The sequence below is a fragment of the Xanthobacter sp. NM-59 genome (assembly GCF_021401125.1).
Lineage (GTDB): Bacteria > Pseudomonadota > Alphaproteobacteria > Rhizobiales > Xanthobacteraceae > Xanthobacter.
Window position 1 is genome coordinate 260,044 of record NZ_JACBFQ010000003.1, and the last position, 15,272, is coordinate 275,315.

Here is a 15,272-nt window from a genome sequence, read left to right on the forward strand (position 1 = left end):
CGCGGCGCGCGCGAAAAGACCCGTCGATGGAAACAACCCAAGGAATTCGATCATGAACGTCAGTGTGAACCAGAAGAGCCTTCAGGGCGCGGCCCGCGGCGTCGTGCGCGGCGGCGAGACGCTGAAGGAGCATCGCGACCGGCTCATGGCGGCCACCAAGGCCTCGGGCCATTATGCCGGCCTCACCAAGCTGGAGCTGCGCGAGGCCGAACCCATCCTCTACAACAAGCTGTTCTCCCGCCTGCGGGCCGGCGTGGTGGATGCGCGCGAGACGGCCAAGAAGATTGCCGCCTCCCCCATCGTGGAGCAGGAGGGCGAGCTGTGCTTCACCCTCTACAATGCGGCGGGTGACAGCATTCTCACCTCCACCGGCATCATCATCCATGTGGGAACCATGGGTGCGGCCATCAAATACATGATCGAGAACAATTGGGAGGCCAATCCAGGCGTCAACGACAAGGACATTTTCTGCAACAACGACGCCCTCATCGGCAACGTCCACCCCTGCGACATCCACACCATCGTGCCCATCTTCTGGGAAGGGGAGCTGATCGGCTGGGTGGGCGGCGTCACCCACGTCATCGACACCGGCTCGGTGGGTCCGGGCTCCATGTCCACCGGCCAGGTGCAGCGCTTCGGCGACGGCTATTCGGTCACCTGCCGCAAGATCGGCGCCAATGACGAACTGTTCCGCGACTGGCTGCACGAAAGCCAGCGCATGGTGCGCACCACCCGCTACTGGATGCTGGACGAGCGCACCCGCGTCGCCGGCTGCCACATGATCCGCAAGCTGGTGGAAGAGGTGATTTCGGAGGAGGGCATCGAGGCTTATTGGAAGTTCGCCTATGAGGCGGTGGAGCACGGCCGGCTGGGCCTGCAGGCCCGCATCAAGGCCATGACCATCCCCGGCACCTATCGCCAGGTGGGCTTCGTGGACGTGCCCTACGCCCATGAGGACGTGCGGGTGCCCTCCGACTTCGCCAAGCTCGACACCATCATGCACGCCCCGTGCGAGATGACCATCCGCAAGGACGGCACATGGCGGCTGGATTTCGAGGGCGCGAGCCGGTGGGGCTGGCACACCTACAACGCCCACCAGGTGAGCTTCACCTCGGGCATCTGGGTGATGATGACGCAAACCCTCATCCCCTCCGAAATGATCAATGACGGCGCCGCCTATGGCACCGAGTTCCGCCTGCCCAAGGGCACCTGGATGAACCCGGACGACCGGCGCGTCGCCTTCTCCTATTCCTGGCACTTCCTGGTCTCGGCCTGGACGGCCCTGTGGCGCGGGCTCTCGCGCTCCTATTTCGGCCGCGGCTATCTGGAGGAGGTCAACGCCGGCAACGCCAATACTTCAAACTGGCTCCAGGGCGGCGGCTTCAACCAGTATGACGAGATCCATGCCGTGAACTCGTTCGAGTGCGCGGCCAACGGCACCGGCGCCACCGCGGTGCAGGACGGCCTTTCCCACGCCGCCGCCATCTGGAACCCGGAAGGCGACATGGGCGACATGGAGATCTGGGAGCTGGCCGAGCCGCTGGTCTATCTCGGGCGGCAGATCAAGGCGTCCTCGGGCGGCTCCGGCAAGTATCGCGGCGGCTGCGGCTTCGAGAGCCTGCGCATGGTCTGGAACGCCAAGGACTGGACCATGTTCTTCATGGGCAACGGCCACATCTCCTCCGATTGGGGGCTGATGGGCGGCTACCCCGCCGCCTCCGGCTATCGCTTCGCCGCCCACAAGACGGACCTGAAGGAGCTGATCGCCTCCGGCGCCGACATTCCGCTGGGCGGCGACGTGGACCCCGAGAACCCCACCTGGGATGCCATGCTGCCCAAGGCGCAGATCAAGCGCGACAAGCAGGCCATCACCACCGAGGAGATGTTCGCGGACTACGACCTTTATCTCAACACCATGCGCGGCGGTCCCGGCTTCGGCGACCCGCTGGATCGCGAGCCGGCGAGCGTGGCCGACGACATCAATGGCGGCTACGTGCTCGAGCGCCTCGCCGGCGATGTCTATGGCGTGGTGGTGAAGAAGGGGGCCGATGGCCTCTATGTGGCGGACCTGCCCGCCACCGAGGCGGCCCGCGCGCAGATGCGCAAGGACCGCATCGCCAAGTCGGTGCCGACCACCGAATGGATGAAGGGCGAGCGCGAGAAGATCCTGGCCAAGGACGCCTCCACCCAGGTGCGGCAGATGTTCTCCGCCTCCTTCAAGCTGGGGCCGAAGTTCGAGCAGCACTTCCGCAGCTTCTGGACCCTGCCTGAGAGCTGGACCCTGCCGGAGGAAGAGATCGGCGTGCCCACCTATGGCTCGCGCTACTCCATGGACCTTTCCGAACTGCCGGACGTGCACACCGTGCAGCTCGTGGAGGAGTGACCCTCCAACTGGGCGGCGGCCCGTCCCCGCTGCCGCCCACCTTTTTCTCAAAGTTCAAGATCAATGGGAGGAACACTCAGATGGCCTATACCCGCGCCAAGATCGAAGACCTGGTGGAAGGCAAGATCGATCCCGATACCCTGCACCAGATGCTCTCCACCCCCAAGGATCCGGATCGCTTCGCCACTTATGTGGAAATTTTGCAGGAGCGCGTGCCGTGGGATGACAAGATCATCCTGCCCCTGGGCCCCAAGCTCTACATCGTGCAGCAGAAGGTTTCCAAGAAATGGACCGTGCGTTGCGAGTGTGGCCATGATTTCTGCGGCTGGCAGGACAATTGGAAGCTCCACGCCCGTATTCACGTGCGTGACACGCCGCAGAAGATGGAGGAGATCTATCCCCGCCTCATGGCGCCGACGCCTACCTGGCAGGTGATTCGCGAATATTTCTGCGGCGAATGCGGCACCCTCCACGACGTGGAGGCCCCCACGCCCTGGTATCCGGTGATCCGCGACTTCGAGCCGGACATCGACGCCTTCTATTCCGAATGGCTCGGCCTGCCGGTGCCTGAGCGGGTGGACGGCTGAGGCCGCGGGCCTGCGCGATCCCTGTCGGCCCCCGGTGATCGGCCGGGGGCAAGACGTGAGCGTTTTCGGGAACGATGAACCCGGTTCATGTCACGAGGACGTGTCAACGCCCCCCGCCTTCAGACGCCTGCGGTGCCTGAAGGCTCCATGGAGCAGGTTCCGCGAGCGGGGGCGAGCGGGATGGGCTCCAGAGCGCGAACCGGCCTGCCCCGCCGCGCGCCCAAGGGAGTGGCGTTTCAGCGCCGCTCCCACGCCGCCGCCCCTTCCGGAGAGCGCGGCAGGAAGCCGATGCGGCCATTTTCCCCATCAAAGGCCACCACATAGTGGCGGAAGAAGCGCTCGCCGGAATTGGAGCCGTGCCCGGGGCGGATGCGCACGTCATGGTGCCCTTCCGAGTGGAAGCCAAGGCGGAAGGTGTCCGGCACCTCCATGTCGACCCGCGCACCGGCACGCACGAAATCGCCCTCCAGGAGCTCGGGGGAAATGGCGTCCAGATTGATGTCCATGGCGCTGCCGCCGGTGTCGAAGATCACCGGCCCGCAGGCGGGTGCGCCTCCCTCCACCGAGAAGCAGGCCTGGATGCTGTCCGCGATCCAGAGCGGCAGCTTCCCATCTTCCGTAGCGGCGGGATCGGCGGGGCGCAGGCGGGCGAAGCGAAAGCCGCGCATGGCTTGATCGTCCAGCCCGATCAGCACCCGCGGATCCTCGCGCGCCACATCCACCACGAAGCCGTTGCCCAGCGCGCCGGGCAGGAAGCGCAACGGGCTGAGCATGCCCGCTCCCTTCCTGTCGAAACGCACCCCCATCACCCCCACCGTATCCTTCACCAGCCCCGGACAATGGGGCTTGGCCTCCAAGCAGGTGATCTGCGTCACCACATGGACCGGCACTTCGCCGACGGTGCGCAAGGTCGGGGCGCCAATGGTGCGGAAGGCCACCTGCGCATAGCCCAGATAGCCCTGGAGCTCGGTCCCGTCGCCATAGACCTCGCGCACCGGCTGGTCGGTCCGGCGCACATTCGGCCCCACATGGCTTTCCAGGATGCGCAGGCCCGTGGAGCCGGTATCGAAGGTCACCCGGGCCGGCGGGCCGCCCGCCACCTCGATATCCACCAGATTGGCGATGATGGCGTGCCCCTCTTTGTTGAAGAGCGGCAAGGCCGCCTGCGCCCGCGCCGGCACCGTGCACACAGCAAGGCCGGCCGCCATAGACAAGGCGGCCAAAACCAGACGGGCCGCGTGGAGAGGGGAAAAGCGCATGTCCGCGTCCTCGCAAACCGGGGCCTGCCTCTGGCCTGGATGGTAGTTGAAGACCATACCAGGGGATGCGCCATGCCCTGTCAATGGCGGGTGGCGGGCGCGATCGCGTTCCATGGGGTGGCGCCGGGCGCCAGCACGGCCTTGCGCTCCACCTCCGCCAGCGGGGTGTCGGTGGCGATCAGGCGGTGATCGTAGAGATAGCCGGGCAGATAGCCCGAGGCGAGGATGCGCCAGTCGAAGGGCATGCCCGGCTCCACCAGCCGCGCCAGTTGAAACACCACCGTGGTGCAGTTGGTGGTGATGGTCTGGTAGAATTGCGGATGATCCGCCAGCATGTTCCCCTTGTTCGCGAAGATGAGAAAGGCAGCCCGCATCTGGGCCGGCGTCAACCTCAGGGGATAGCGGGAGACGCGCTCGCCACGCGCATCGGTGCGCAGATGGATGATGTCGCCCGGCGTCGCGGCGATCAGCACCAGCTCGAACTGCTTGAAGAAGCCACCGATTTCCGAGAACTTCTCGCCCCGCTCGCGGCGGATCTCGGCCGAGAACACCACATATTGCCCATCGGAAAAGCCGAAGCCCACCAAGGTGTGGGCGATGGCGGGGCTTGCCCAGACGGAAGAATAGACATCCACACGGTCGAGCTGGTCCAGATCGAAAGTGAGCGTTTGCCAGCGCGGCGCGGCGTCATTTTCCGTGCGCCACTGGAAATCACGGACATTGTGCAAGGTTACGCGGCTGCCTTCGACATCCGCGGTCACGCCGCGCGCCACGTCGGGGTCCCAGTCGCGATGGTTGGACGGAGCGATGGAAGACCACCACAGCCCCACCGCCACCAGCGCCAGCAGCAGCGCCGCCAGCGCCCGGCCCGGCCGCAGAAAACTCAGCGGAACAAGGGCCAAGGCGGCGAGCAGCGCCAGCCCCATCAGCGGCGCGCGCCACCCCATTCCGGCCTGATACCACAGGGCCGTGGCCGTCCACGCGCCGAGCAGCAACGCCGCCAGCGCCACCAGCCCGCAGGCGAGAAGCCGCCCCGCGGCTCGCCACGCCCCCCGCATCTGCCCCCTCGCCTCGCCCATTCCGTCCCGCATTCCGCCGCTATACAACCACGCCCTCTTATCACGAAGGCGGGCGGGGAAGAGTGGGCGCATCCGGCATGCGGGGCGCCGCGCGCTACCTCTTCAGGGGCCATCGACGCCGGGCGCGTCCTGGCGTAGACCCGGCCTTGACGCGCCCCGCGGGGCGCGGTCCCGTTGGGCCCCTTCCATCGGCCCATTCAACAGCGTGCAAGGAGTGTTGCCATGTCGCAAGCCGTCCACACCCCCGTCCGTCGCGTCGCCGTCATTGGTGCGGGCACCATCGGTGCGAGTTGGGCGGCGCATTTCCTGGCGCACGGCCTCGAGGTGGTGGTGAGCGACCCCGCCCCCGGCGCGCAAGAGCACACCCAGCAGCTCATCGACCGCGCCTGGCCGGTGCTTCAGGCCCTCGGCACCGCCAAGGGCGACCCCAAGGTCTGGCGCTTCGAGCCCGACCCGGTGAAGGCGGTGGAGGGTGTCGATTTCGTCCAGGAGAACGCGCCCGAGCGCTATGAGGTGAAGCGCAAGCTCCTGCCCCTCATCGATGCCGTGCTCCCCAAGGAAGTGGTGATCGCCTCCTCCTCGTCGGGCCTGCTGGTCACCCGCTTCTCTGAAGGCTGCCGCTTCCCCGAGCGCTGCGTCATCGGCCATCCCTTCAACCCGCCCCACCTGATCCCCCTGGTGGAGGTGGTGGGCGGCAAGAAGGCCAGCCGCGAGGCCATCGACGCCGCCATGGCCTTCTACAAGGCCATCGGCAAGCACCCCATCGAGATCCACAAGGAAGTCACGGGCCATGTGGCCAATCGCCTGCAGGCGGCCCTGTGGCGCGAGGCCATCTATCTGGTGCAGGAGGGCGTGGCCTCGGTGGCCGATATCGATGCCGCGGTGAGCGAGGGGCCGGGCCTGCGCTGGGCGCTCATGGGCCCGCACATGACCTTCAACCTGGGCGGCGGCCAGGGTGGCCTCGCCCACTTCATGGAGCATCTGCTGCCGGCGGTGGAAAGCTGGTGGGCCGACCTCGGCACCCCCGACATGACCGAGGCGCTGCAGAAGAAGCTGGTGGAAGGCGTGAACGCCGAGGCCGACGGCCGCTCCATGACCGAGCTGGCGCAGTGGCGTGACAACCTGCTCACCGGCATCATTACCATGCGCGCAGCTTCCAGCGCCGGCGCCGAGGCGGCGGCCGCCGACAAGCGCCTGGACGAAGCCCTGGAGGAAACCTTCCCCGGCAGCGACCCGGTTTCGGTGACCCGCCAGACGCCCGCCGAGGACATCGAGGGCGACCCCTCCGCCGAGCGCTGATCCTTCTTCCCCCATGGGACCCGTTCCCATGGGGGGCCACCCGGCGGGGCGCGGGCTTTCCGCGCGCCCCGCTCGCCTTAGCCGGCGCAGATGGCGGCGGCCAGTTCCACCAGTTCCATGTCGCTGCCGCGCCGCCCCACGAGCGAGAGGCCGATGGGCGCGCCATCCACCTCAGCCAACGGCAGGGAAACCTGCGGCAGGCCGGCGAGCCCCGCCGTGCACAGCAGGTTCATGGCCAGGTGGCGATAGGTCACCTCCGTATCGGCGGCGGCCGAGCCCTTCAGCGGCGCGCAGCGCGGCGTGGTGGGCAGGACCAGGACGGTACCTTCAGCGAGCAGGGCGCTGGTGCGCCCGATCACCGCCTCGCGCACGGGGCGGGCCGCCTCCACCTCGGCGGGGTTGAGAACCGCGGCGGCGGCGAAGCGCTCGGCCACGCCCGGGCCGAACTGGGGCCGCACCGCCTCGATCCAGCCGCCCACGCTCTGCCAAATCTCCGCCGCCTGCAGCGCCCGGAACGCGGCCGACCAGCCGGCGAGCCCCTCGGGCGCCAGCACCACGCTTTCGGCCGGGGCCACCGCCGCTTCCACCCGCGCCACGGCGGGGGCGAGCGCGGCACGCACCGCATCGTCCACCATGGCGAAGGCATCGGTGGCCAGCAGCAGGCGGGAAGGCCGCGGCGCCGGCGCTTGGGCGTCCAGCAGCACCGCGCCCACCGCCGCGAACACCTGCGGATCCCGCGCGAACCAGCCCACGCAATCAAAGCTGGGCGCGAACGGGGCGATACCCGTCGCCGGAACGGCCCCATGGGTGGGCCGCATGCCCATGATTCCGCAATAGCTGGACGGCACCCGCACCGAGCCGCCGCAATCCGAGCCCAAGGCGAAATCCACCAGGCCCGCCGCCACGGCCGCCGCCGAGCCGCTGGACGAGCCGCCCGGCACCCGCTGCGGCGCGGCGCTGTTGAGCGGCGTGCCGTAATGCACATTTTCGCCGGTGAGCGAATAAGCGAGCTCATCGGAAATAGTCTTGCCCACCATGGTTGCGCCGGCCGCGAGGGCACGGGCCACCGCCGCCGCATGGGCGCGGGCCGGCTCATGGGTGCGGGCCCAATCGGGATGGCCGTTGCCGGTGACCACGCCGGCCACGTCCAGCACGTCCTTCACCGCGAAGACGAGGCCCGAAAGCGGCCCCTCCGCCGCCCCGGCGATCTCCATCCGCGGCCCGGGCAGGAAGGCCCCGACCCTCTCCGCCTGCAGAACCCAGGCGGGGGGCAAAGGAAGGCTGACGGGGGAACGGAAACCGGACATGGCAAAACCTGGGGCAGGAGGAACGGCGGGCCGCCGCTGGGCGGCCGCCACCGCGACAAAGGTGGCGCGATGGCGGATGACATGTAAGTAAATTTTTGTATATATGTCGAGAGAGCCTTTTCCCGTTCGCGACGAAAGCCCGAAGCGTGTCCCTGCCCCCTGCCGCCGAGATGACGGAGGCGCGCCCCGCCCCGCCCGCCCGCAAGCGCGATGCGGCTGCGACCCGCGCGCGCATCCTGGCCGCCGCCCGCGCCGCCTTCGCGCGTGAGGGCTTTGCCGGCGCACGGGTGGAGCGCATCGCCCGCGCGGCGGACACCAATGTGCAGATGATCTACCGGTATTTCGGCGACAAGGAGGGGCTCTACCGCGCCGCGCTGGAGGCCACCTACGCCCATCTGCGCGGGCTGGAGCAGGGCCTCGACCTCGCCGCGCTGCCGCCGCTGGAGGGGGTGCGGCGGCTGGTGGAATTCACCTTCGACTATCTGCGCGACACGCCCGATTTCGTCGCCATCATCCGCAACGAGAACATGGCCGGCGCCCCCTTCGCCCGCCAGTTGCCCCAGCTTGCGAGCTCGGTTCAGCCGCTGCTGGACGCCATCGGGCAGCTGGTGGCGCGCGGGGTCCGCGAGGGGGTGTTCACCACCCATCCGGCGGCGGCGGAGCTCTACCTCACCATCCTGTCGCTCTCCATCACCCATGTCGCCCAGCGCGACACCCTCTCCGCCCTGTTCGGTTTCGATCTTTCGGACCCGGACTGGCTGGCCCGCCGCCGCGCCCAGGTGGTGGAGGTGGTGCTGCGCTATCTCACAGCTCCCGCGCCGGCCGCCGCGCCGCGCGTGCGCCAGCCGTGAGCCCCTCCCCTTCAACCCGCCCGGAGCTGAGATGACCCGTTTCGACTGGACCGCCGGTTACGCCTCCCGCCGCCTGCCGCTGTTCGGCAACAATGTGGTGTCCGCCTCCCACCCGCTGGCCTCGCAGGCGGGCCTGCGCATGATGTGGAAGGGCGGCAATGCGGTGGATGCCGCCATCGCTGCGGCGGCCGCCATGACGGTGCTGGAGCCGTGCAATAACGGCCTCGGCTCGGATGCCTTCTGCATTCTGTGGGATGGCCAGAAGCTGCAGGGCCTCAACGCCTCTGGCCGCGCGCCGCAGGGCTGGAGCATCGACTATTTCCGCGCCCGCTACGGCGCCGATGCCAAGCGCCCACCCCAGCGCGGATGGGACGCGGTGACCGTTCCCGGCGCGGTGGGTGGCTGGGTGGCGCTGTCGGAACGCTACGGGCGCCTGCCCTTCGCGGACCTGCTGGAACCCGCCATCGAGATTGCCGAGCGCGGCTATCTGGTTCCCCCCATTGATGCGGTCAAATGGGAAATGGCGACGGCGCTGGCGGACCTCGTGCGCCAGCCGGGCTTCGCGGAAACCCTGCTGCCGGCGGGGCGCGCGCCGCGCGCCGGCGAGCTGTTCCGCATGCCAGGGGCCGCGCGCGCCCTCACGGCCATCGCCAACACCAAGGGCGAGGCCTTCTATCGCGGCGAGATCGCCGAGGCCCTCGGGGCCGCCGCCAAGGCCGCGGGCGCCGCCATCACCGCAGCCGATCTTGCGGCCTACGCGCCGGAATGGGTCACGCCCATCGCCCAGAACTATCGCGGCCACACGCTGCACGAGATCCCGCCGAACGGCCAGGGCATCACAGCGCTGATGGCGCTGGGCATGCTCTCCCATTTCGACATCGCCAGCCTCGACCCCGATGGCGCGGACGCCCATCACCTGATGATCGAGGCCATCAAGCTGGCCTTCGCGGATGTCTACCACCATGTGGCCGACCCCACGCACATGCGCGTGTCGGCGGACGACATGCTGGACCCCGCTTACCTCCAGTCCCGCGCCCGCCTCATCGACATGAAGCGCGCCCAGCCCTTCGCGCCGGGCAATCCCGTGAAGGGCGGCACCATCTACCTCACGGCGGCCGACGCCAGCGGCATGATGGTGAGCTTCATCCAGAGCAATTTCAACGGTTTCGGCTCCGGCGTGGTGCTGCCCGAATGGGGCCTCTCGCTGCAGAACCGGGGCCACGGCTTCTCCCTCGACCCGGCGAGCCCCAATGCGGTGGCGCCGGGCAAGCGGCCGTTCCACACCATCATCCCCGCCTTCCTCACCAAGAATGGCGCGCCGGTGATGAGCTTCGGCGTGGTGGGGGCCAACATGCAGCCCCAGGGCCATGTGCAGACCCTGGTGCGGATGCTCGATTTCGGCCAGAATCCGCAGGCGGCCTGCGACGCGCCGCGCTGGCGCTTCAATGCCGGCCTCGCCCTCGACATGGAAGCCGCCATGCCCCAGGCCACCCGCGACGAGCTGGCCGCGCGCGGGCACAAGCTGACGGTGAACGCCGACCCCTACCACGACTTCGGCGCCGGCCAGTTCATCTGGCGCATGGGCGATCCGGCGGTGGAAGGCTATGCGGCCGCCAGTGACCCCCGCCGCGACGGCGCGGCGGCGGCGTTCTAGCCCCCCGCGACGGCCACGGGCCTCGGGCGGGACCGCAGTCCCCGCCCGAGATCAGCCAAGCTCGAATTTCACCTGACGAGCGGCGTGGGCGGCGACGATCTTCTTCATGGCGCCGATGAGCTGGCGCGTCTCCTCGGGGCTCAGCATCTCCACGGTGGCGGCATGGGCCTGGCGGGCTGCCGCCTCCATCTGCTCCAGCAAAGCGCGCCCTTCCTGCGTGAGCGAGCAGCTCTGCGAGCGGCGATCGGTCGGCGAGGTGCCGCGCAGCACCAGCCCGCGCGCCTCCAGCCGCTTCAGCGCCCCGGTGGTGGTGGTGCGATCGAGGGCGACCAGGCGCGACAGGGTGGTCTGGTCCGCCGCCTCGCGATCGGCCAGGGCCGACAGCAGGGAATACTGAACTGGCGTCACCCCGAATGGCGCGCACAGCTCGGCGAACAGGCTGACATGGATCTGGTGCACGCGCCGGGCCAGGAAACCCGGCCGGTCGAACAGGGGCCACGCCGCCTCGGGCGCAACCTCTGCGGGTGAAGGACCTGCCTCCTTCTTCCTGGACGGTGCCATCTCGTCTCCTCCCCACCTGCGGACCGCGCCGGCCCCCTTTCCCGCGCCACGCCGGAACGCCGTGACAGCATGCCTCGACAGGACTTGCCAGGATCGCGCCCGCGCCGCAATGCCGAAGGACGCGGACCACGCGTCATCCCCGCCACGGCGGCGCGCCCACGACAGCCGACCTGACGCCGTGAAAAACCCTTGAAAACCCTGGCGGGAGGGACCCGCGGACCCCACGCCCCAGGGTCACGATCCTGTGAGTCGACGGATACAGCTTCCGCGCCACCGGTGGAACGCGCGCTTCTCTTGCGTTTCCCGTCTTATTTTCCGGCTGCGGTAAAAGATGCACCGTTCCCGCATATTGCCGGACACAGGGCCGGTCGGTATCCAGCTGACCCAACAAAGAAGATAAATAGAACCCAGCAGTGAAAGGCATCACATGGCCAACACGACAAGCGAGCTCGAGACGCTTCTCATGGAGCGCTCGCTCACCGACGCCCAGCTCCTGGCGGCTGCCGAAACCGCTTCGGACTATCGCATTCTCCCGGACGCGACCGTGATCAAGATCGGCGGCCAGAGCGTGATGGATCGCGGCCGCGCAGCCGTCTATCCGCTGGTCGACGAGATCGTCGCCGCCCGCAAGCAGCACAAGATGCTGATCGGCACCGGCGCCGGCACCCGCGCCCGCCACCTCTATTCCATCGCCGCCGAGCTCAACCTGCCGGCCGGCGTCCTGGCGCAGCTCGGCTCCTCGGTCGCGAACCAGAATGCCGAGATGCTCGGCCAGCTGATGGCCAAGTATGGCATCTCCTCCGTGAGCGGGGCCGGCATGTCGGCCGTGCCGCTGGCCATCGAAGAGGTGAATGCCGTGATCTTCAGCGGCATGCCCCCCTATTCGCTGTGGATCCGCCCCTCGGCGGAAGGCGTCATCCCGCCCTACCGCACCGACGCGGGCTGCTTCCTGCTCGCCGAGCAGTTCGGCTGCAAGGCGATGATCTATGTGAAAGACGAGGACGGCCTGTTCACGGCCAATCCGAAGACCTCCAAGGATGCCACCTTCATTCCCAAGATCTCGGTCGACGAGATGAAGGCGCGCGGCCTGCACGACTCCATCCTCGAGTTCCCGGTGCTGGATCTGCTGAAGCAGGCCCGTCACATCAAGCAGGTGCAGGTGGTGAACGGCCTCGTGCCCGGAAACCTCACCCGCGCCCTGGCCGGCGAGCACGTCGGCACCATCATCACCGCGAGCTGAGGAGCCAGGCCATGAGCGAACTCAACAACAGCATCAAGCACGTCGCCTCGCCGCTCGCGACCCAGACCCTTCTCGACGGCCAGCTGGTTCATCCGGTGGCGGATGTGCGCCCCATCAGCCTCCTGCCCTGGCTGCAGGTGGTGAAAATCGGCGGCCGCTCCATCATGGACCGCGGTCCGGAGGCGATCCTTCCCATCGTCGATGAGCTGCGCAAGCTGCTGCCGGAGCACCGCCTGCTGATCCTCACCGGCGCCGGCATCCGCGCCCGCCACCTCTACACCATCGGCCTCGACCTCGGCCTGCCGGTGGGCTCGCTGTCGCCGCTGGCGGCGAGCGAGGCGGGGCAGAATGGCCATATCCTGGCCGCGCTGCTCGCGCCCGATGGCGTCTCCTATGTGGAGCACCCCACCATCGCCAGCCAGCTGCCGATCCATCTGGCCGCGGCCCGCGCCGTGGTGGGCAGCGCCTTCCCGCCCTACCACCACTACGAGTTCCCGAGCTCGCGCATCCCGACCCATCGGGCTGACTCCGGTGCGTTCCTGCTCGCCGATGCCCTCGGCGCGGCAGGGCTCACCATCGTCGAGGACGTGGACGGCGTGTACACCGCCGACCCCAAGGGCCCGGACGCCGACAAGGCCCACCTGATCTCGGAGACCACTTCCGCCGAGCTCTCGAAGGCCACCGGCACCCTGCCCTTCGATCGCGCATTGCTGGACATCATGGGCAATGCCCGCCGCATCGACCGGGTGCAGGTGGTGAACGGTCTCGTTCCCGGCCGCCTCACCGCCGCCCTGCGCGGCGAGCACGTGGGCACCATCATCCACACCGGCGCGCGCCGGGCGTGAGCTGCCGGGCCTGACCGGCCGGCCTTGCCGAGCATGCCGCACCCGCCTGATGCGCGGGCGCGGCATGCTGCGTTCTGGAACGGTGACGGCGCCCAAGCCGCCGATCCACCGACACCGCGCAAACGCCTTGGGTGACATCGCCCCCTCTCGCCCTCTCCCACGCGGGCGGCAGGGCTCAGTGCGTCACGTTCCCTCCCATCCGGGCGACAGGACGCCTCCGCGCCATGCAGGGGAGAACCTCTTCGCCAACCTCCGGGAATGGAGCCGCACCACCACACGCCTGGATCACCGCGCGGGCTGCATTCTAGCCATCCCGCTAGCACCAGCGCCCCCGGCTCCAGCCGCTGCGCCTCAGGCCTGAACACATAGGGTCGATCGACATTTCAGAGGCGCGGTTTGCCGGGGGCTCATCCCCTCTCCCACTCGCGGGAAGGGTGAGGGCGCGGGCAGGACCGCCTGGGCTCGGAGTGCCTGCGCCACAACCGCCTCGGTGACGCAGAGGCGGGAGATTGCAGACTTTTGAGATTTCCACGGCGCTGCCCAGCGCGTCGCTGCCGGGGCCCCGGCCCAACCTTTTGCCCCAGCCCTCCCCCGCAAGCGGGAGAGGGAGCCGCGCCATGAGGAACACGGTGGTGGTGTGAGATAAGCCGCGCCACACGCACGGAAGGTCGACAGGCCTTAGCGCATGGCCTGTGCGGTCCTGAGGATCGGCCCGTCGCAGTGCGGCCATTCGGGACGATCACTGCCGAGGCGGGGCGTCGCGCGGGGCCAGCCGCAGGGTGTTTCCGACATCCGCAGCACCGGGCCGAGCGTCTTCAGATCACCATAGCTGGTGCCGTCGACGCGCACCGAAAGGGCTTCGAACTCTTGCGGCGACAGGTGGCCGGAGGCGTCGGCGAAGTCGGCCACCAGCCCTTCGCGCTGGAGCAGCATGGCCGACTGGCACAAGGACACCTGCACCCGGTAGCTGCCCCCTTCGCGGGCGCGGCGGGCAAGGGCCAGCATGGCCCCGTAGGCGCCGAGGAAGCCGGTGATGAAATCGCACATGAAGACCGGCGTCAGCTCCGGCCGCCCGGCTCCGCTCAGCGTGCCCTGGGTGTGGCAGATCCCCGTGACGGCCTGCGCCACCTGGTCCCATCCGGCCCGATCGGCAAACGGACCGCCGGAGCCGAAGCAGTTCACCGAAACATGGATCAATCCCGGCCGCAGCGCCATGAGCTGTTCAAAGCCGAAGCCATGGGCGGCCAAGCGGCCGGGCCGATAACCGTCAATGAACACGTCGGCGGTGCGCGCGAGCTCGCGCAGGCGGGCCGCCTCCTTGGGTCGGGTGAAATTCAGGAAGGCGCTGCGCTTGCCATGGCTGGTGTCGCGCACGAAGGCGGGCACCTGCGGCAGTTCCGGCGCCGTCACCATGAGCACCTCGGCGCCATGCTCCACCAGGCTGAGCCCGGCGGTCGGGCCGGCGAGGATGCGGGTGAGATCGAGCACGCGCAGCCCCGCCAAGGGCGCATCGCCGCCCGCCGGCAGCGGTTCCGGTGCGCTGTCTGCCACCTTGGTGATTTCGACAACTGGCCGCGCGGCGAGATAGGCGCCGTGGGGATGGGACAGCCATTCCTCGGGAGTGCGCACCTTGCCGCCGCAGGCGCCGGCGGCGGCAAGGGCCTCCTCCAGCTGATCGGCGCCCCACCGCCCCACCGCCGTGGCCACATCCTGCACAGTGCTGTTGCAGGCGAGCACGTGCAGCACCCGGCGTTCGAGATGGGGCAGATTGGTGTGCGGCAGGAGCCAGCCGCCGTCGGCCGTGGCCCAGGGCTGGGTGAGCGCCACCATGTGCTTCATGGCGGCGGAAGCGGGAATGGAGCGGTATTGGCCGTCCTCGCCCTTCAGCAGGGTTTCCTCGCCGCCGGAAAGGGAGGTGGCCGCCGCGGCGCGGGCGTCCACGGCAATGGCCTGGCGGCGTCCGGTGCGCAGCTCCCAGAGGTCATTGGCCGCGACCCCACGGGCGGCGAGCACCGCCGCCGTCACCTCGCCGATGCGGAACGGCGTGGCGTAGAACGGATCGCGGCCGGTGAGGGTCACCTCGTCGGCGGACAAAGCGGGGCCGGAGCGGATCTCCATCAGCTCGCGGAACGTGTTGAGGGCTTGCGGATTGATCTTGGTCATTGGGTCCTGATTACCTTTTCGAGGACGGGCGCGACCAGATGGGC

The 15,272-nt window shown here is 68.8% G+C and carries 12 protein-coding genes; 7 read left to right on the plus strand and 5 right to left on the minus strand.

The window, feature by feature from the left end:
- Nucleotides 1-52 precede the first annotated feature (52 nt).
- Complete coding sequence (locus L0966_RS08970) at nucleotides 53-2,383, plus strand: hydantoinase B/oxoprolinase family protein (RefSeq protein ID WP_234051548.1); 2,331 nt, start codon at nucleotides 53-55, stop codon at nucleotides 2,381-2,383.
- An 80-nt stretch (nucleotides 2,384-2,463) separates the two neighbouring features.
- On the plus strand, nucleotides 2,464-2,970 hold the full coding sequence (locus tag L0966_RS08975; protein ID WP_234051549.1) for an acetone carboxylase subunit gamma: 507 nt from the start codon (nucleotides 2,464-2,466) through the stop codon (nucleotides 2,968-2,970).
- Nucleotides 2,971-3,206: 236 nt separating this feature from the next.
- Here the strand turns inward: L0966_RS08975 and L0966_RS08980 are convergent, their stop codons facing one another.
- Both L0966_RS08980 and L0966_RS08985 read right to left on the minus strand, forming a co-directional pair.
- Entirely contained in the window at nucleotides 3,207-4,229 is a 1,023-nt protein-coding gene (locus L0966_RS08980; protein ID WP_234051550.1) for a hypothetical protein, read from the minus strand.
- Between the two features lie 80 nt (nucleotides 4,230-4,309).
- Nucleotides 4,310-5,308 (minus strand): DUF4105 domain-containing protein, encoded by a 999-nt coding sequence (locus tag L0966_RS08985; RefSeq protein WP_234051551.1) that lies wholly within the window; start codon nucleotides 5,306-5,308, stop codon nucleotides 4,310-4,312.
- Nucleotides 5,309-5,530: 222 nt separating this feature from the next.
- Between L0966_RS08985 and L0966_RS08990 the strand changes: the two genes are divergently transcribed.
- Nucleotides 5,531-6,607 carry a 3-hydroxyacyl-CoA dehydrogenase NAD-binding domain-containing protein gene (locus L0966_RS08990; RefSeq protein ID WP_234051552.1) on the plus strand — a complete coding sequence of 359 codons (1,077 nt, stop codon included), beginning with the start codon at nucleotides 5,531-5,533 and terminating at the stop codon, nucleotides 6,605-6,607.
- Nucleotides 6,608-6,684: 77 nt separating this feature from the next.
- On the opposite strand, the gene L0966_RS08995 is transcribed toward L0966_RS08990, so the two are convergent.
- Nucleotides 6,685-7,914: an amidase gene (locus L0966_RS08995; protein ID WP_234051553.1), complete on the minus strand. Its 1,230-nt coding sequence runs from the start codon at nucleotides 7,912-7,914 to the stop codon at nucleotides 6,685-6,687.
- Nucleotides 7,915-8,060: 146 nt separating this feature from the next.
- Here L0966_RS08995 and L0966_RS09000 point away from each other — a divergent pair, with 146 nt between their 5' ends.
- Together L0966_RS09000 and L0966_RS09005 are read left to right on the plus strand one after the other, a co-directional pair.
- Nucleotides 8,061-8,765, plus strand: coding sequence for a TetR/AcrR family transcriptional regulator (locus L0966_RS09000; RefSeq protein WP_234051554.1), 705 nt, complete (start codon nucleotides 8,061-8,063; stop codon nucleotides 8,763-8,765).
- A 31-nt stretch (nucleotides 8,766-8,796) separates the two neighbouring features.
- The gene (locus tag L0966_RS09005; RefSeq protein WP_234051555.1) at nucleotides 8,797-10,419 is read left to right on the plus strand and encodes a gamma-glutamyltransferase family protein; all 1,623 of its coding nucleotides are present in this window, start codon (nucleotides 8,797-8,799) and stop codon (nucleotides 10,417-10,419) included.
- A 51-nt stretch (nucleotides 10,420-10,470) separates the two neighbouring features.
- On the opposite strand, the gene L0966_RS09010 is transcribed toward L0966_RS09005, so the two are convergent.
- Nucleotides 10,471-10,980, minus strand: a complete 510-nt coding sequence (locus L0966_RS09010; protein ID WP_234051556.1) for a MarR family winged helix-turn-helix transcriptional regulator — start codon at nucleotides 10,978-10,980, stop codon at nucleotides 10,471-10,473.
- A gap of 427 nt (nucleotides 10,981-11,407) precedes the next feature.
- Between L0966_RS09010 and L0966_RS09015 the strand changes: the two genes are divergently transcribed.
- Complete coding sequence (locus tag L0966_RS09015; protein ID WP_234051557.1) at nucleotides 11,408-12,220, plus strand: uridine kinase; 813 nt, start codon at nucleotides 11,408-11,410, stop codon at nucleotides 12,218-12,220.
- Between the two features lie 11 nt (nucleotides 12,221-12,231).
- On the plus strand, nucleotides 12,232-13,065 hold the full coding sequence (locus tag L0966_RS09020; protein WP_234051558.1) for a molybdenum storage protein subunit alpha: 834 nt from the start codon (nucleotides 12,232-12,234) through the stop codon (nucleotides 13,063-13,065).
- Between the two features lie 678 nt (nucleotides 13,066-13,743).
- Here the strand turns inward: L0966_RS09020 and L0966_RS09025 are convergent.
- The gene (locus L0966_RS09025) at nucleotides 13,744-15,228 is read right to left on the minus strand and encodes a CoA transferase (RefSeq protein WP_234051559.1); all 1,485 of its coding nucleotides are present in this window, start codon (nucleotides 15,226-15,228) and stop codon (nucleotides 13,744-13,746) included.
- Nucleotides 15,229-15,272: the final 44 nt, after the last annotated feature.